Source organism: Microbacterium sp. NPDC056003 (assembly GCF_042274785.1).
Lineage (GTDB): Bacteria > Actinomycetota > Actinomycetes > Actinomycetales > Microbacteriaceae > Microbacterium.
In genome coordinates, this window is sequence record NZ_JBHJXQ010000001.1 from 1,185,863 (window position 1) to 1,202,762 (window position 16,900).

Annotated in this window: 13 protein-coding genes and 2 pseudogenes; 10 read left to right on the top strand and 5 right to left on the bottom strand. The window is 70.5% G+C overall.

Annotated elements, in window-relative coordinates; all coding sequences use genetic code 11:
• The first annotated feature begins 101 nt into the window (after positions 1-101).
• The 5 genes and pseudogenes from ACFC1W_RS05440 (at position 102) to ACFC1W_RS05460 (ending at position 6,607) form a co-directional block, all read left to right on the top strand.
• Positions 102-2,240 carry an APC family permease gene (locus ACFC1W_RS05440; RefSeq protein WP_375989554.1) on the top strand — a complete coding sequence of 713 codons (2,139 nt, stop codon included), beginning with the start codon at positions 102-104 and terminating at the stop codon, positions 2,238-2,240.
• Positions 2,241-2,286: 46 nt separating this feature from the next.
• Positions 2,287-3,567, top strand: coding sequence for a SufS family cysteine desulfurase (locus ACFC1W_RS05445; RefSeq protein ID WP_375989557.1), 1,281 nt, complete (start codon positions 2,287-2,289; stop codon positions 3,565-3,567).
• Entirely contained in the window at positions 3,564-4,007 is a 444-nt protein-coding gene (gene sufU, locus ACFC1W_RS05450; protein WP_375989560.1) for a Fe-S cluster assembly sulfur transfer protein SufU, read from the top strand. Before ACFC1W_RS05445 ends, sufU begins: the two co-directional genes overlap by 4 nt.
• A gap of 105 nt (positions 4,008-4,112) precedes the next feature.
• Positions 4,113-5,930: pseudogene (locus ACFC1W_RS05455) on the top strand (ATP-binding protein); the annotation flags it as partial.
• Entirely contained in the window at positions 5,927-6,607 is a 681-nt protein-coding gene (locus ACFC1W_RS05460) for a response regulator (RefSeq protein WP_375989563.1), read from the top strand. The pseudogene ACFC1W_RS05455 and the gene ACFC1W_RS05460, both read left to right, overlap by 4 nt.
• A 22-nt stretch (positions 6,608-6,629) precedes the next feature.
• On the opposite strand, the gene ACFC1W_RS05465 is transcribed toward ACFC1W_RS05460, so the two are convergent.
• Positions 6,630-7,520 carry a TerC family protein gene (locus tag ACFC1W_RS05465; protein WP_375989566.1) on the bottom strand — a complete coding sequence of 297 codons (891 nt, stop codon included), beginning with the start codon at positions 7,518-7,520 and terminating at the stop codon, positions 6,630-6,632.
• Positions 7,521-7,721: 201 nt separating this feature from the next.
• Here ACFC1W_RS05465 and ACFC1W_RS05470 point away from each other — a divergent pair, with 201 nt between their 5' ends.
• Positions 7,722-8,840: a fatty acid desaturase family protein gene (locus ACFC1W_RS05470; RefSeq protein WP_375991422.1), complete on the top strand. Its 1,119-nt coding sequence runs from the start codon at positions 7,722-7,724 to the stop codon at positions 8,838-8,840.
• Between the two features lie 174 nt (positions 8,841-9,014).
• Here ACFC1W_RS05470 and ACFC1W_RS05475 read toward each other — a convergent pair whose 3' ends face one another.
• Positions 9,015-9,995 (bottom strand): SRPBCC domain-containing protein, encoded by a 981-nt coding sequence (locus ACFC1W_RS05475; protein WP_375989569.1) that lies wholly within the window; start codon positions 9,993-9,995, stop codon positions 9,015-9,017.
• A gap of 1 nt (position 9,996) precedes the next feature.
• The gene (locus tag ACFC1W_RS05480) at positions 9,997-10,398 is read right to left on the bottom strand and encodes an ArsR/SmtB family transcription factor (protein ID WP_375989572.1); all 402 of its coding nucleotides are present in this window, start codon (positions 10,396-10,398) and stop codon (positions 9,997-9,999) included.
• Between the two features lie 133 nt (positions 10,399-10,531).
• Here ACFC1W_RS05480 and purL point away from each other — a divergent pair, with 133 nt between their 5' ends.
• From purL to ACFC1W_RS05500, 4 genes are all read left to right on the top strand, one after another.
• Positions 10,532-12,880 carry a phosphoribosylformylglycinamidine synthase subunit PurL gene (gene purL / locus ACFC1W_RS05485; RefSeq protein ID WP_375989575.1) on the top strand — a complete coding sequence of 783 codons (2,349 nt, stop codon included), beginning with the start codon at positions 10,532-10,534 and terminating at the stop codon, positions 12,878-12,880.
• Between the two features lie 10 nt (positions 12,881-12,890).
• Positions 12,891-13,028, top strand: coding sequence for a hypothetical protein (locus ACFC1W_RS05490; protein WP_241111653.1), 138 nt, complete (start codon positions 12,891-12,893; stop codon positions 13,026-13,028).
• Positions 13,029-13,131: 103 nt separating this feature from the next.
• Complete coding sequence (locus tag ACFC1W_RS05495) at positions 13,132-13,932, top strand: hypothetical protein (RefSeq protein WP_375989579.1); 801 nt, start codon at positions 13,132-13,134, stop codon at positions 13,930-13,932.
• A gap of 76 nt (positions 13,933-14,008) precedes the next feature.
• Entirely contained in the window at positions 14,009-14,953 is a 945-nt protein-coding gene (locus ACFC1W_RS05500; protein WP_375989582.1) for a hypothetical protein, read from the top strand.
• Between the two features lie 57 nt (positions 14,954-15,010).
• On the opposite strand, the gene ACFC1W_RS05505 is transcribed toward ACFC1W_RS05500, so the two are convergent.
• Both ACFC1W_RS05505 and ACFC1W_RS05510 read right to left on the bottom strand, forming a co-directional pair.
• Positions 15,011-15,907 carry a glycine betaine ABC transporter substrate-binding protein gene (locus ACFC1W_RS05505; RefSeq protein ID WP_375989585.1) on the bottom strand — a complete coding sequence of 299 codons (897 nt, stop codon included), beginning with the start codon at positions 15,905-15,907 and terminating at the stop codon, positions 15,011-15,013.
• Positions 15,908-16,045: 138 nt separating this feature from the next.
• Positions 16,046-16,570: pseudogene (locus ACFC1W_RS05510) on the bottom strand (ABC transporter permease); the annotation flags it as partial.
• Between the last annotated feature and the right edge of the window lie 330 nt (positions 16,571-16,900).

Consider the following 16,900-nt stretch of genomic DNA (forward strand, 5'->3'; position numbering starts at 1 on the left):
GATCATCCCAGAGCGCCTGCGACCGCCCCACCGCCCGCGGTGCGCATGGATTCCGTGAGGATGCCGCTCGCCCCGGTGCTGCGAGCGTAGTGTCGCCTGCCGTGACAAGCGAACCCCGAGAGCCGGGCGACGGACCGCCGCTCGCCAAGCGCCTGATCCTGGGCGACCCGCTCACCTCCGAGACCCTGGACGAGCAGCTGCTGCCCAAGCGGCGCGCCCTGCCGATCTTCGCCTCGGACGCGCTGAGCTCGGTGGCATACGCCCCGCAGGAGCTGCTGATGATCCTGCTCATCGGCGGCACCGCGTTCCTCGCGTTCTCGCCGTGGGTCGCCGCCGCGGTCGTGGTGCTCCTCGTCGTGGTCGTCGCGAGCTACCGGCAGCTCATCAAGGCGTACCCGTCGGGAGGCGGCGACTACGAGGTCGCCCGGAAGAACCTCGGCGAGGTGCCGGGGGTGGTGGTCGCTGCCGCACTCCTGGTCGACTACGTGCTCACCGTCGCGGTGTCCGTGGCCTCCGGCGTGGACAACATCATCTCGGCGATCCCCGAACTCGACCCGGGACGCATCGAGCTCGCGGTGGGCTTCGTCATCCTGATCATCATCGTGAACCTGCGCGGCGTGCGGGAGGCGTCCTTCGCGTTCGCGATCCCCACGTACGTGTTCGTCGGGTCGGTGGCGGTCATGATCGTCGTCGGCCTCACCCGCACCCTGATGGGTGATCCGCCGGTCGCATCGAGCGCTGAGTACGGCGTCCAGGCCGAGCAGCTGACGCAGGCAGCGGTGATCCTCCTCGTCCTGCGCGCGTTCTCGAGCGGATGCTCCGCACTCACGGGCGTCGAGGCCGTCTCCAACGGCGTGCCCGCGTTCCGCAAGCCGAAGATCCGCAACGCCCAGATGACGCTGACCTTCATGGGCGGCATCGCGATCCTGCTGTTCTCCGGGCTCACCGCTCTCGCCCTGGTCTCGGGAGTGCACTACGCCGAGAATCCCTGTCATCTGATCGGCTTCGACTGCGCGACGCAGCCGCAGCCCAGCCTCATGGCGCAGGTCGCGGCCGCCACCTTCGGGATGGGATCGATCCCCTTCTACGTGATCCAGGCCGCGACGGCGTGCGTGCTGCTGCTGGCGGCCAACACCGCGTTCAACGGCTTCCCGCTGCTCGGCGCCGTGCTCGCCCGCGACGGCTTCGCGCCGAAGGCGCTCAACACCCGCGGCGACCGCCTCGTGTACTCGAACGGCATGATCCTCCTGGGCATCGCCGCGATAGCGGTGCTGATCATCTACCGTGCGAATCTCACGACGCTGATCCAGCTCTACATCATCGGCGTGTTCGTCTCGTTCTCGATCGGCCAGATCGGCATGGTGCGCCACTGGAGGCGGGCGCTGCGCGAGCTGACCGGATCGTCGACGGATGCCGCGGCCGCGGCATCCGCTCGCCGTGAACGCCGTTCGGCCTACAGCGGACTCGCGATCAACGCCCTCGGAGCGGCGATGACGATCTCGGTCCTGCTGATCGTGACGATCACGAAGTTCACGCACGGCGCATGGCTCGTCTTCATCGCGATCCCGGTGCTCTCGGTGCTGATGATCGGGGTGAACCGCTACTACCGCGACGTCGAGCAGGAGATCCGTGCGGACGACACGACCCGGTTCGGCGCCGACGGCGACCTCGCGATCATCCTCGTGAACCGGTTGCAGAAGCCCGTGCTCAAGGCCGTCGACTACGCCCTCGCCGCCGATCACGACAGGACCATCGCGGTGCACGTCGCCGTCAGCGAGGAGGATGCCGCCGAGCTCCAGCGCCAGTGGGTCGAGCATCGCGTTCCCGTGGAACTCGTGATCATCGAGTCGCCGTACCGCTCGTACGCCACCCCCGTCGCCCGCTTCATCAAGCAGTACCGCGAGAAGTTCGGTTCGTCGGTGGTCACCGTCTACCTGCCGCAGTACATCGTGGGCCACTGGTGGGAGTCGCTGCTGCACAATCGGCGGTCGCGGCGCATCGCCCAGGCGCTCATGCTCGTGCACGGCGTCTCGATCACGCTCGTGCCGTGGCTGCTCGACTCGTCCGAGCTCATCTACGGGCGCCGGTCGCGGCCGCTTCCCGGCGACGAGCGGGCCGGCCGCCCTGCGCCGTACCCCGCGGTGCGCACGCACGGACGCCGCGCGACCCGTCCGGCGGGGCCGCCCGCGCAGGGCGTCGAGCATCCCGAGTCCGCCGGCGTGCAGATCCCGCCGGGGTGACCCTCGACCCCACCCGCCGCGGCGCCGACCCGCGTAGCCTGGATGGGTGTCATCTTCTGCCGTGCTCGACCTCGCGGCCATCCGCGCCGACTTCCCGCTCCTTTCGGAACGGGTCGGCGGCGCACCCCTCGTCTACCTCGACTCGGCGGCGACGAGCCAGAAGCCGCAGGCGGTCATCGACGCCGAGGTCGAGTTCCTGACCCGGACGAACGCGGGCGTCCACCGCGGCGCCCACACGCTCGCCGCCGAGGCGACCGAGCTGTTCGAGGACGCCCGGGCGACTGTCGCCGGCTTCGTCGGAGCGCCTCCCGAACAGCTGGTCTGGACCAACGGGGCGACGGCGGGCCTCAACCTCGTCGCGTACTCCCTCGGGAACGCGACCGCGGGGCGTGGTGCCCCCGGCAGCGCTCGCTTCGCCCTGCGTCCAGGCGACGACCTCGTCGTCACCGAGAGCGAGCACCACGCGAACCTCATCCCGTGGCAGGAGCTCGCCGCGCGCACGGGCGCCGTGCTGCGGCACATCCCGGTGCGAGAGGACGGGACGATCGATCTGGATGCCGCGGCATCCGTCATCTCGAACCGATCGCGCGTCGTCGCCTTCCCCCATGTCTCGAACGTGCTGGGCATCGTCAACCCGGTCGCCGAACTCGTCGCCCTGGCGCAGGCGGTCGGCGCGCTGACCGTGCTCGACGCCTGCCAGTCCGCCCCGCATCTGCCGCTCGACCTGCCGGCGCTCGGGGTCGACCTCGCCGTCTTCTCGGGCCACAAGATGCTCGGCCCCTACGCGATCGGCGGTCTCTACGGCCGCGCCGACGTGCTCGACGACCTGCCGCCGTTCCTCACCGGCGGGTCGATGATCACCACCGTCACGCTCGACGAGGCCGAGTATCTGCCGCCGCCGCAGCGGTTCGAGGCCGGCACCCAGCCTGCGTCGCAGGCGATCGGGCTCGCCGCCGCCGTGCGCTACCTCGACGCCGTCGGCATGCCCGCCGTGCACGCGCACGAGCGCGCGCTCGAGGCCCGCATGGGCGAGGGCCTGCGCCGGATCCCGGGCATCCGCCTGCTGGGCGACGCCGAGGGCGTCGAGCGGGTCGGCCTCTGGGCGTTTGACGTCGACGGCGTGCACGCGCACGACGTGAGCCAGTTCCTCGACGACCGCGGCATCGCGGTGCGCGTCGGGCACCACTGCGCGCAGCCTCTGCACCGCCGCTTCGGCCTGACCGCCTCCGTGCGCGCCTCTGCCGCGCTCTACAACACCGCCGATGAGGTCGACCAGCTGCTCGAAGCCGTCGCCGGCGTGCGCGGGTTCTTCGGAGCGGGCGCATGAGCGGGCTCGAGTCGCTCTACCAGGAGCTCATCCTCGACCACTCCAGGCGCAAGGTCGGGTTCGGCCTCGCCGACGAGGAGGGTCGCAGCGCGACATCCCACCAGCACAACCCGCTGTGCGGCGACGACCTCACCGTGCGCGTGCGGCTCAGCGACGACGGCGAGAGCATCCGCGACGTCACGTGGGAGGGCGCCGGCTGCTCCATCTCGCAGGCGTCGGCGTCGATGCTGGCGGAGTTGGCGGAAGGGATGCCGCGGGCCGAGGCATCCGCTCTCATCGACGGCTTCCGCGAGGCGCTCCGCTCGCGCGGCACCATCGAGCTCGACGAGGACGTCTACCTCGACGCCGCCGCACTGTCGGGCGTCTCGAAGTATGTCGCGCGCGTCAAGTGCGCGATGCTCGCGTGGGTCGCGCTCGAGGACGACCTGGCGCGCGCCTAGCACCATCGACCCGCCGTGTCCGCATGGAAACCGTGAGGACAGGAGGGATGCGGGCGCGCACGGGTGTTGGATCGAGACGTGGGCGAAATCGATGACCGCACCGGCGCGCGGGAGCGCGTCGTGGTCGCGCTGAGCGGCGGGCCTGAGGGAGAGACGCTGATCCGTCGCGCCGCGCGCATCGCCGAGCGCGCCGGAGACGCTGAGCTGCATGCCCTCCACGTCGCGACCGAGGGCGCCGGCCGCCCGGTCGAGCCCACGGAGCTCGCGGCGCAGCGGGCCCTGGTGGAGTCGCTCGGCGGCACCTACCACCAGGTCATCGGAGGCGACATCGCCCGCGCGGTCGTCGAGTTCGCGCGCGCCCAGCGCGCCGGCCAGCTCGTTGTCGGCGTCAGCCGCCGCGGTCGAATCGCCACCGCGCTGTCGAGACCGGGAGTCGGGTCGACGGTCGTGCGTGACGCCGGAGACATGGATGTGCACGTGGTGGCCCATGCCCGAGCGGGCGGGCGATCGGCGCTTCCGCGCGTGACCGGCGGTGCCCTCAGCCGGGAGCGGGTCGTGCTGGGCTTCGCCGTCGCGCTCGTGTTCGGCCCTCTGCTCACCTGGCTGCTCTCCAGCGCGCGCACACCCGAGTCGATCACGTCGGACGTGCTGGCCTTCCAGCTGCTCGTCGTGATCGTCGCGCTCGTCGGCGGCATCTGGCCGGCGCTGTTCGCCGCCGTGCTGTCAGGGCTCACGCTCGATTTCCTCTTCGTCGCGCCGCTGTTCACCGTCGCCGTATCCGACCCGCTTCACCTGTGGGCGCTCTTCCTCTACGTCCTCATCGCGCTGCTCGTGAGCTACATCGTCGACCAGGCGGCCCGACGCGCTCGCATCGCGCAGCGCGCGACGGCCGAGGCCGAGCTGCTGGCGACTGTGGCGGGCAACGTGCTGCGCGGCGAGAGCGCGGTGCCCGCCCTTGTCGGCCGCACGCGCGAGGCGTTCGGGCTTGCCGGGGTACGGCTCGTCGACGGCGACGGCACACTGCTCGCCACCGACGGCGAGCCGGTGCGCGACGGCCGCTTCGAGTCCGTGCCCGTCGGCAGGCGCAACGGCGAGCCCCGAGCGGTGCTCGAGCTCCACGGTCGCGCTCCGGATGCCTCGGAGCGCCGCCTGCTCGACGTCGTGGTCGCCCAGCTCGGTGCCGCCCTGGAACGTGCCGAGCTCACCCAGGCGGCGCGCGCGGCGGAGTCGCTCGCGGTCGCCGACCAGGTGCGCAGCGCGCTGCTGTCGGCGGTGAGCCACGACGTGCGGCGACCCCTTGCCGCCGCCATCGCCGCCGTCGGCGGCCTGCGTGCCGCGGGGCCGGCCCTCTCCGACGCCGACCGGTCGGAACTCCTCACCACCGCGGACGAGAGCCTCGCGACCCTGTCGACGCTCGTGACCGACCTCCTCGACGTCGGCCGCGTCCAGGCCGGCGTGCTCGCCGTCTCGCTGCGACCGGTCGACGCGGCGGAGGCGATCCTCTCCGCGCTCGAAGAGCTCGACCTCGGACCCGACGCCGTCGACCTCGCCCTCGACGCCGAGCTTCCGGCGATCGCGGCCGACCCGGTGCTGCTGCAGCGCGTGCTCGTCAACGTCCTGGCGAACGCCCAGCGTCACGCGCCCGACGGCACGCGCGTCGAGATCAGCACGAGGGTGAGCGGGTCGATGGCCGAGGTGCGCATCGCCGACCATGGCGCCGGCGTCGCACCGGAGCGGCGGAACGAGATGTTCGCGCCGTTCCAGCGCCTCGGAGACACCGACAACACCGCGGGTCTCGGACTCGGGCTGGCGCTGTCGAAGGGCTTCACCGACGGCATGGGCGGTACGCTCACGCCCGAGGACACGCCCGGAGGAGGGCTGACGATGGTGGTCGCCCTGCCGGTCGCGGGGAGCGCGTCGTGAAGGTGCTCGTCGCCGACGACGACCCGCAGCTCGTCCGCGCGCTGCGGATCACGCTGTCGGCCCACGGCTACGACGTGATCGCCGCCCCCGACGGCGCCGCAGCCATCGCCCTCGCCGCGAAGGAGCGCCCCGACATCGTGATGGTCGACCTCGGGATGCCGCGCCTCGACGGCATGCAGGTCATCGAGGCGCTGCGGGGCTGGACCACCGCCCCGATCATCGTGGTGTCGGGGCGCACCGGCTCGGCCGACAAGGTGGACGCGCTGGATGCCGGGGCCGACGACTTCGTGACGAAGCCGTTCCAGATCGACGAGCTGCTCGCACGCCTGCGCGCCCTGTCGCGCCGTGCTCCGGCATCCGACGACCAGCCCGTCGTGTCGTTCGGCGATGTGCGGGTCGACCTGTCTGCGCGCGCCGTCACACGTGGCGGTGCACTGGTGCACCTCACACCGACCGAGTGGCAGATCCTCGAGGTGCTGGTGCGGCATCCGGGAGCGCTCGTGACGCGGCGGGCGCTGCTGAAGGAGATCTGGGGCACCGAGCAGGTCACCGACACCGGCTACCTGCGGCTGTACCTGTCGCAGTTGCGCAAGAAGCTCGAAGCGGATCCGGCCCGGCCGAGGCACCTGCTCACCGAGCAGGGCATGGGCTACCGCCTCGTGATCGACCGCGCCTGACCTGCCCGTCCGGCGAGCCGGATCAGCCCAGGCCGGCGCGCTCGTTCTCGGCGGTCGTGTCTCCGGCAACGGGCTTGCGCGAGAGGCCCACCGCGCCGCCCGAGGCGCCGAGCGCCGAGGAGACCGCGACGGACTCGTCCACGTCGGGGTACTGCGGGCGCAGCTGCACCGGGATGCGGCGACGCTGCTCGCGCTTCGCCTTGCGCGAGGCTGCCCAGAGGTTGAGTCCCTCGACGAAGATCGCGAACGCCATCGGCCCGTAGATGAACGCCTTGTCGATCTTGATCTCGAAGCCTTCGGCGACGAGGAACACGCCGATGAGGAGGAGGAACGACAGCGCCAGCATCTTCACGGTGGGGTGCTTGTTCACGAAGGCGAAGATGAACCGCGCCGCGAACAGCATGATGCCGAACGACAGCACAACGACCGTGATGATCACGACCAGGCTCTCGGTCATGCCTACCGCGGTGATGACCGAGTCGAGCGAGAAGACGAGGTCGAGGAGCAGGATCTGCAGGAGCACCGAGCCGAAGGTGATCGTCTTGCGACCCACACCGCCGTGCTCCTCCTCGGCGCCTTCGAGCTTGTGGTGGATCTCGGTGACGGCCTTGTAGACGAGGAACAGGCCACCCGCGATGAGGATGAGATCCTTCCACGAGAAGCCCATCTCGCCGATGAAGAAGACGTCCTCCTTCAGTGTGATGATCCAGCCCGCGAAGAGCACGAGGATCACCCGCATGACCATCGCGAGCGTCAGGCCGAGGTTGCGGGCCTTCGCCTGCTGCTCCTTCGGCAGCTTGGACGCGAGGATCGAGATGAAGATGACGTTGTCGACACCCAGGACCACCTCGAGCACGAAGAGCGTGAGGAAGACGGCGATCAGGTCGGGGGTGAATTCGAGGGAGAAGTCCACGAGGCCATCGTAGGTGGGGGAAGGATGCCGAACCCGGCGTTGCGCGCGGGTGGTTTCTGTGCGTGCTCACCGAGGTACCTGGGAGTCCGCACCCATTCCGGTCGGGCCATATGCACGTGCGTAGGGTGGGCCTAAGCGATCGGCATCCGCCTGTGGCTCCGCGTCGACCTCGAGGTCGGCATCCGACCCAGAGCAGGTGCAATCATCGCCATCCTCACCACCGTCGCCCCCGAAGGTCGTCCCGGCGCTGTGCGCCAGACGTACGCCGGGGCCGAGACGTTCCCGCCCGTGGCCCGTGCCTACACCGAGGTATCGCAGGTCGTTCGCGAGACCGGTCTCCTGCGCCGTGCCGAGTGGTTCTACGCCCTCGTGGGCGCCGCGCTCGTGCTGGGATTCGGCGGGGCCATCACCGGCTTCATCCTGCTGGGCGACACCTGGTACCAGCTGCTGATCGCCGGAGCGCTCGGCATCCTCTTCACGCAGGTGGCGTTCCTGGCCCACGAGGCCGCACACCGGCAGATCCTCGCGTCGGGTCCGGCGAACGACCGGCTCGGCCGCTTCCTCGCCGCCGGAGTGGTCGGCATCAGCCTGTCGTGGTGGAACAACAAGCACAACCGGCACCACGCCAACCCGAACCGCGTGGGCAAGGACGCCGACATCGAGGTCGACACCATCAGGTTCCTCGAGGAGGACGCCGCGAAGGTGGGCCGCCTGGGGGCCCTGATCACCCGCAAGCAGGGCTGGCTGTTCTTCCCCCTCCTCACGCTCGAGGGTGCGAATCTGCACGCGCTCGGTCTCAAGCATCTGCTCAGCCGCGGCGAGGTCAAGGACCGCTGGATCGAGCTGGGCCTGATCACCCTGCGGTTCGCCGTGCTGCTGACCCCGATCTTCATGTTCCTGCCGCTGGGCATGGCGTTCGCCTTCCTCGGCGTGCAGCTCGCCGTCTTCGGCGTGTACATGGGCGCATCGTTCGCGCCGAACCACAAGGGCATGCCGATCATCGCCCCCGACGCCAAGCTGGACTTCTTCTCGAAGCAGGTGCGCACCTCGCGCAACATCCGCGGCGGCTGGTGGGCGACGGCGCTCATGGGCGGCCTGAACTACCAGGTCGAGCACCACCTCTTCCCGAGCATGGCCCGGCCGTACCTCTCCAAGGCGCGCGAGATCGTGATCGAGCAGTGCCGGACGCGCGGCGTGCCGTACACCGAGACCAGCCTGATCCAGTCGTACGGCATCGTCATCGACTACCTGAACCGCGTCGGCCTCGCCGCGCGCGACCCGTTCGACTGCCCGATGGTGAACCGGTTCCGAGCGGCCTGACACCCCCGCTCACCTGTCACGTTCTGCCGTTCGACCCGGCAGATCGTGACAGGTGAGCAAAGGGGCTCGAGGGGCCAAGGGCTCGAGGGTCCAAGGGCTCGGGGGCCCAGGGCCCGAGCCCGGAGCCCGGAGGGCTCGGGGAGCCTCGGGGCCTGAGCGCCCAGGGGGTCGAGGTCAGACCGCGGCCAGCACTCCTTCGAGGCGGGCGTAGCTGGCCTCCATGCCCTCGGTCATCCCGGTGCCGAGGACGATGTCGCGCGTCTCCTTGTCGGGATACTCGATGAGCAGTGTGATGAGGGTCGCGCCGTCCTCTTCGTCGAGGTTGAGGTCGTTGAGCGTCGACGGGTAGTCGGTGCCGGTCATGTGCTCGGTGGTGACCGCGCGGCGCGGCGCCTCCGAGAGCACCGTCTCGCCGTCGAACCCGAAGGGCTCGCCCTCGGTGCCTTCGGTGGGCGCCCACTGGTAGCGGTACTTCCCGCCGACGGCGGGATCGACCTCGCACACGGTCATCCGCCAGCCGTCGGGACCGAGCATCCACTTCTCGAGCAGCTGCGGCTCCTGGTGAGCTCGCCACACCAGGTCCATGGGTCCCTCGATGAGGCGTGTGATGCGCACGTGCGTGTCGTCGAGGATCTCGGTCTGCGTGCCCTTGCCCGCGGCATAGGCGCGCAGCCCTTCGAGCACACGGTCGAGCTGGTTGATCGCCATGGTGGAGCCTTCGACGGCGCCGAAGTCGACGACCTGCTGCAGCGCGTCGGCCGATGCGAAGTGCGAGACGTTGACCATGCGGGAGCCGGTCGCCGTCGGCTCGAAGGTGAAGACGACCCGCATGACGGGCATGCCTTCGAGCGGTGCGCCGTCTTCGTTGGCGAAGTTGTCGAGCACAGTGAAGCCGCGCGGCGCGTCGATCTCGAGGAACTCCCACGACCCGTACGACTTCTCGCCCTGCGGGCTGGTCATGTAGTAGACCGCGCGCCCTCCGACCGAGAAGTCGAACGTCGGGAAGCGCGCCGGCCAGCCCGGAGGGCCCCAGAAGCGCTCCAGCTGCTGCGGCTCGGTGAAGGCGGCCCACAGCCGCTCCACGGGCGCGTCGAAGTCGGCCGTGAGCGTCATGGTGAGCGCTTCGGGATCGGTGGTGACATCGGTGACGGGCATCTCATGCTCCTTGGGTGGGATCGGTGGTGTCGGTGCCGGGACGGCCGGGATGGCCGGTGTTCCCCGGTGCGGGCTCGGCGAGCAGCGCATCGAGCCGGTCGATGCGCGAGCGCCAGAGCTCCTCGTAACGCGCGAGGAGTGCGCGGGCGCGGGCGATCATGACCGGGTCCGCCCGGACGAGACGCTCGCGCCCTTCGGCGCGCTTGATGATGAGACCGGCCGCCTCGAGCACCGCGACGTGCTTCTGCACTGCCGCGAACGACATGTCGTACTCGCCCGCGAGCGCCGAGACCGAGTACTCGCCCTCGATCGCTCGCCGGAGGATGTCGCGCCGCGTCGCTGCGGCGAGCGCGTGGAACACGCGGTCGATCTGTTCATCGCTGAGTCCTGAATCTACAACCATTTGGTTGTACGTTACGCCGGGTCGCGGCATCCGTCAACCCTCTCCTGCTCCCGCCGACGCACAGGGCGAGCGGATGCCGCGGCCGAACTAGACTGGTCGGGTCCGGCATCCCCGATTCCTGGAGCTCAGCCGCGTGACCACCCCCTCTCCGACGCCCGCAGCCGCACGCCCGGCTGCCGACACCGTCGAAAACGCCGCCGCCACGCCGGAGAAGGAGCAGCCGTACGCGGCGCTCGGACTCAAGCCCGACGAGTACGACAGGATCCGTGAGATCCTCGGCCGCCGCCCCACCTCGGGCGAGCTGGCGATGTACTCCGTCATGTGGTCGGAGCACTGCTCGTACAAGTCGTCGAAGATCTACCTCCGCAAGTTCGGCGAGAAGGTCTCCGACGAGATGAAGACCCGCCTGATGGTGGGCATGGGCCAGAACGCCGGCGTGGTCGACATCGGCGAGGGCTGGGCCGTCACCTTCAAGGTCGAGTCGCACAACCACCCCAGCTACATCGAGCCGTTCCAGGGCGCCGCGACCGGGGTCGGCGGCATCGTCCGCGACATCATCTCGATGGGGGCGCGTCCGGTCGCCGTCATGGACCAGCTGCGCTTCGGCGCCATCGACAACCCCGACACCGCGCGCGTGGTGCACGGTGTCGTGAGCGGCATCTCGTTCTACGGCAACTGCCTCGGTCTGCCGAACATCGGCGGCGAGACCGTCTTCGACGCCGTCTACCAGGGCAACCCGCTGGTCAACGCCCTCGCGGTCGGCGTGCTGCGCCACGAAGACCTCAAGCTCGCCAACGCCACCGGCGCCGGCAACAAGGTCGTGCTGTTCGGCGCCCGCACCGGCGGCGACGGCATCGGCGGAGCATCCATCCTCGCCTCCGACACCTTCGCCGACGGCGGCCCGACCAAGCGCCCCGCCGTGCAGGTCGGCGACCCGTTCGCCGAGAAGGTGCTCATCGAGTGCTGCCTCGAGCTCTACCGCGACGAGCTCGTCGAGGCCATCCAGGACCTCGGCGCCGCCGGCATCTCGTGCGCGACGTCGGAGCTCGCCGCGAACGGCGGCTCGGGCATGCGCGTCGACCTCGAGAACGTCCTGCTGCGCGACCCCACGCTCACGCCCGAAGAGATCCTCATGAGCGAGAGCCAGGAGCGCATGATGGCGATCGTGGCTCCCGAGAAGCTCGACGCGTTCCTCGCGGTCGTGGAGAAGTGGGATGTCGAGACCAGCGTGCTCGGCGAGGTGACCGGCGACGGACGACTGCAGATCTTCTGGCACGGCGAGGAGATCGTTAACGTCGACCCCTCGACCGTCGCGGTCGACGGCCCGGTGTACGAGCGCCCCGTCGCCTACCCGACGTGGATCGACGCGCTGCGCGACGACTCGGCCTCCGCCCTCACCCGCGACGTCGACCCCGACACGCTGCGCCGCCAGTTCGTCCAGCTCGTCGCGAGCCCCAACCTCGCCGACACGTCGTGGATCACGAACCAGTACGACTACTACGTCATGGGCAACACGGCGCTGTCGTTCCCCGACGACGCGGGCATGATCCGCGTCGACGAGCACTCGGGCCTCGGCTTCGCGATCGCCACCGACTGCAACGGCCGCTACTGCCAGCTCGACCCGTACCAGGGCGCGAAGCTCGCCCTCGCCGAGGCCTATCGCAACGTCGCCGTCACCGGCGCGGTGCCCACCGCCGTCACCGACTGCCTCAACTTCGGCTCGCCCGAGAACCCCGAGGTGATGTGGCAGTTCTCGCAGACCGTCGACGGGCTGTCCGACGCCTGCCTCGAACTCGGCGTGCCCGTCACCGGCGGCAACGTCTCGTTCTACAACCAGACCGGCGACCAGCCGATCTTCCCGACGCCCGTGGTCGGCGTGCTCGGCATCATCGACGACGTCGCCCGCCGCATCCCGTCGGGCTGGCAGGACGCCGGCGAGAACATCTACCTCCTCGGCGTGACGGCCACCGAGCTCTCGGGCTCGCAGTGGGCAGGCACCATCCACGGCCACCTCGGCGGACGCCCGCCGGCGGTCGACCTCGCGCAGGAGAAGAAGCTCGCCGAGCTCATCCACGCCGCGTCGCAGCAGTCGCTGGTCTCGAGCGCGCACGACCTGTCGTCGGGCGGACTCGCGCAGGCTCTCGCCGAGGCGGTCATGCGCTTCGGCGTCGGTGCGCGGGTGTGGCTGAACGAGATCCAGGATCGCGATGGAGTGGATGCCGCGACCGCGCTGTTCTCGGAGTCGACGGGTCGCGTCATCGTGTCGGTCCCGCGCGAGGACGACGTGAAGTTCCGCGGATTGTGCGAGGGCCGGGGCTACCCGGTGCTGCGCATCGGCGTGACCGACGTCGCCGCAGACGGCGACGCACCGGCGCTCGAGGTGCAGGGCCTGTTCACGGTGCCGCTCGCCGAGCTGCGCGACGCGTCGACCTCGACGCTGCCCGACGCCTTCGGCCCGATCATCACCGAGCACACCGCCTAAGATCGAAACCATGGCGGCGGACGACGACGAGTACAGCGGTTTCAACGACACGCGGCAGAAGCGGGTCAAGGTCATCGCGTGGGTGACGATCGTCGCCCTCATCCTCGTCGGCGGCGGCGCCACGGTCTTCGCGCTGCTCTTCGGCTGATCTCGATACACGGCGGCGGGCTCCGCGCGTCGTCGCACTCGATCCGGCGGATCGTTCACCGCGACCCCGGCCCGGCGCGCGGCGCCGCGGCTACCATGGCAGGGTGGAGCCTCTCATCCTGCTCGTGCAGGGCTGGTGGTGGGCCGCTCCGGCTGCCGCGGGCGTCGGAGCCGCTTCCTACATGGGCCTGACGACGGGTCGTCGCCGAGCGCGACGACTCGAGCTCGACGCCGCCCGTCACGAGGAGTCGCAGGCCTACCGCGCGCTCGTCGCCGCACGGGCGCAGGTGCGCGTTGCGCAGGCCGACGTGCTCGCCGCCCGCTCGCGCACGACGGGGATGGTGCCCCTCGAGGCGAAGCGCGCGCTGCAGACGGCCCGGAACGCCGAGAAGTCTGCGTCGTACGCGCTGCGCGCGAGCCGCGCCCGCGTGAAGGCCTCGTACAGCCAGTACCGCGCATCGTCGACCGCCGAGCCGCTGCCGATCGAGCGGCTCTACGCGGCGCAGGACGCCGTGAACGCCCGGTGGCTCTCGTACGAGACCGACGTCGACAAGGCGCTGGCGTATCCGCAACTGACCGACTCGCGGCATCCCGCCACCGTCGCCTTCCTCCACGCACAGCGCGAGGCCCAGTGGCTGCGCCCGACCGCCGGACGCCGCATCGCGCCGGAAGAGTATGTGCGGTACCGCGACGCCGTCGCCGCCATGGACGCTGCCCTCACTGAGGCCGAGCGGCAGGCGGGAGTGCCCGGCACGACCCCCGCTCCGCAGGGCGGCGTGGCCGGCGTGCTCGGCTCGGTCGCCGACATGATCGACGCCGCCATCCCCGTCATCGAGGGGCTGCGGTCGGCCGTGGTGCTGCCGCGCAAGTTCTCGGCGAAGCCGCCCGACTCGGCGCCGCACTGACGACGGCCTGCCCGCCCAGGCTGGGCGCCTGCCCAGAGCGTGCGACGAGGTCAGGCATGCCCGTTACCATGACAGGGTGGAGCCGTTCTTCGACTTCCTGGGTCAATACTGGTGGCTCATCTTCCCGCTCTTCGGCGTGATGAGCGCCGTCGGTGGCGCCTGGGAACGGGGCGCGCGCCGGCGGCACAAGCGCCGGCTCGAGGTGCTGCACGCCAAGGCCGAGCTGAAGGCGGCTGCGCGCGGCCAGGCGGTGGCCGCGGCATCCCTCCCGCCCGTCACCTCGCCCACCGCGACCACGGTCGGCGGTCCGCAGGCCTCGCGCGAGACGCAGGCCACGCAGCTCGAGCGGCTCTTCGCGACGCACGACGCGGTCACCCACCGCTGGCTCGAGTACGAGCTCGACGTCGCGAAGATCATCGCGTTCCCGGCGATGAGCGACGGACGCCAGCCGCTCACCGCCGCGTTCCTGCGCGCGAAGCGCATCGCCGACGGACTGCGGCCCGCGTCGCCCAAGGCGCGGCTGACGAAGGAGCAGCTCGCCGAGTACCGCAACGCCGTCGCCGACTTCGAGGTGGCGTTCGACGTCGCCGAGCGCGATGCGCGCCGACTCAAGGACTCCAGCTTCACCGAAGTCGAGCGCAAGCGCCTCGACACCGCCAAGCAGCTGCTGACCGTCGCCATCGACCAGGCCGCGACACCCGCCGAGCGGCAACTCGCCTACCGCCGCGTGCGGCAGGAGCTCGACGGCCTCATCTCGCTCTCCGACGGTGCGATCGAGGTGCTCGAGTCGAAGGTCTCGCTCGAGCTCCCCTCTCCCGCCCAGGCTGAGAAGGGGACGGATGCCGCGCCCGCGCGTCCCTCGACGACCCCGCCTCCGGCGGCCGCAACGCCGTCATCCGGCCCCCAGGCCGACGCGGCCCCGCAGCCGCAGCCGCAGCCGGCGCCGTGGCCGATCCCAGCCCGCTCGGCCGGCGATCCCGCGCCGCCGGGCCGCGTGATCCACCCGAAGTCCCATCCGTGACAGGACGGGCGCGACGGAGCCAGGCTCCGCCGCGCCCGCGCGCGGTGTCTCGGGGTGTCAGGACGTGAGGCCGTCCACCCATTCCTGGTTGTCCGCGATCCACGTCTCGACGACGGGCGCGTAGTCGCCGCTCGACTCGCCGTTGAACAGCGCGTCCTCGAGCGAGTACAGCAGCTCGCTGGGCATCTGGAAGTCCGCGATCCAGTCGTTGACCTCCGGGAACTCGTCGGCGAACGTCGCCGACGACACCGAGTGGATGCTCTCGGCGTCGCCGAGCAGACCCTGCGGGTCTTCGAGGTCCTTCAGCGGGAAGGCGTTGTACGCCCAGTGCGGCCGCCACAGCGTGACGACGATGTTCTCCCCGCCGTCCGTCGCCGACTTCAGCTCCGAGAGCATCGCGGGCGTGGACGATTCCACGAGCGTCATGTCCTCGAGGCCGTAGCCGGGCACGACCTCGTCACCGGTGATGCGCATGAGGCCGGATCCCGGCTCGATCCCGACGATCTGGCCGCCGAACTCGTCGGCGTTGGCGGCGAGCTCCTCGAGCGAGTCGATCGGGGCGTCCTCGTTGACGGCGATCGTCAGCGAGGCCTCGTCGTTCCATGCCCCGAGGTCGACGAGGTCGTCGCCGTACTGCTCGAGGTAGTCGGCGTGCGTCGTGGGCAGCCACGTGTCGAGCACGAGGTCGAAGTCGCCCTTGGCCAGACCAGCGTAGATCGGAGCGACGTCGGCATAGGTCAGGTTGACGTCGTATCCCTGCGCCTCGAGGACGCTCTCCCACAGGTGCGACGCGGCGATGCCCTCATCCCAGCCGTTGAAGACCGCGATCTCGATCGGCCGGTCGGCCGGGCCGTCGCCGGTCTCCTCGGCGCCGCCCGCGCAGCCGGTGAGTGCGATGGCCGCCGCGCCGACGAGCGCGACCCCTGCGAGTGCATGCTTTCTCTTGGTCATCATCGTGACTTCCTCTCCATCCGCGCTGCTGTCGCACGGATCGGTCTTGGTCAGGCGCGCGAAGGTCGCGCACCTCCGGCGGGCGATGCTCCCGCCTGGTCTGTGATGAGCGGATGCCTCGGCTCGAGGCATCCGCTCGCCTCATGCCGCAGCGGCCGCGGTCTCCGCCGACGCGGACGCGGCGCGCCTGGACGCGCGCGTCCCTCGCCCCGTGCGCCTGCTCTGCACCGCGAGCGCCGATGTCGTGCGGTCGAGGATCATGGCGATGATCACGACGGCGATGCCCGCCTCGAACCCGAGCCCCACATCGATGCGTCCGATCGCACGGACGATCTCGCCGCCCAGTCCGCCGGCGCCGACCATGCCGGCGATGACGACCATCGACAGGCTGAGCATGATCACCTGGTTGACACCCGCCATGATGCTCGGCAGCGCGAGTGGAAGCTGGATCTGGCGCAGGATGCGCCCGGGTGTCGCACCGAAGGCGTGACCCGCCTCGACCACCTCCCGGTCGACGCCGCGGATGCCGAGCTCGGTCAGGCGCACCCCGGGCGCCAGCGCGAACAGGATGGTCGCGATCATCCCAGGCACCGCGCCCACGCCGAAGAAGATGATCGCAGGGATCAGATAGACGAACGCCGGCATCGTCTGAAGGAAGTCCAACGCAGGACGCACGACGCGCGAGACGTGGTCGTTGCGCGCCGCCCAGATGCCGACCGGGATGCCGATCGCGATGGCGATCGCCGAAGCCACGAGCACGAGGGCGAGCGTGTCCATCGCCGCATCCCACTGGTCGACGGCCACGATCAGGACGAGTCCGAGGGCGGTGCCGACGGCCAGCTTGACGCCTTTGACCCACAGGGCGATCGCCGCGAGGACGAGGATCACCACCCAGAACGGCGGCGTGCGCAGCACCCAGTCGAGCCCGTCGTATACGACGGCGAGCGCGAGAGCGATCGCATCGAAGAGCCACCCGAGCGAGTCGCCGAGGAAGTC

Excerpts from the sequence above, each read along its gene's own strand:
- sufU (WP_375989560.1), top strand. The coding sequence starts at position 3,564 with ATGAGCGGGCTCGAGTCGCTCTACCAGGAGCTCATCCTCGACCACTCC.
- ACFC1W_RS05475 (WP_375989569.1), bottom strand. The coding sequence starts at position 9,995 with ATGCCCGTCACCGATGTCACCACCGATCCCGAAGCGCTCACCATGACG.
- ACFC1W_RS05480 (WP_375989572.1), bottom strand. The coding sequence starts at position 10,398 with ATGGTTGTAGATTCAGGACTCAGCGATGAACAGATCGACCGCGTGTTC.
- ACFC1W_RS05490 (WP_241111653.1), top strand. The coding sequence starts at position 12,891 with ATGGCGGCGGACGACGACGAGTACAGCGGTTTCAACGACACGCGGCAG.
- ACFC1W_RS05505 (WP_375989585.1), bottom strand. The coding sequence starts at position 15,907 with ATGATGACCAAGAGAAAGCATGCACTCGCAGGGGTCGCGCTCGTCGGC.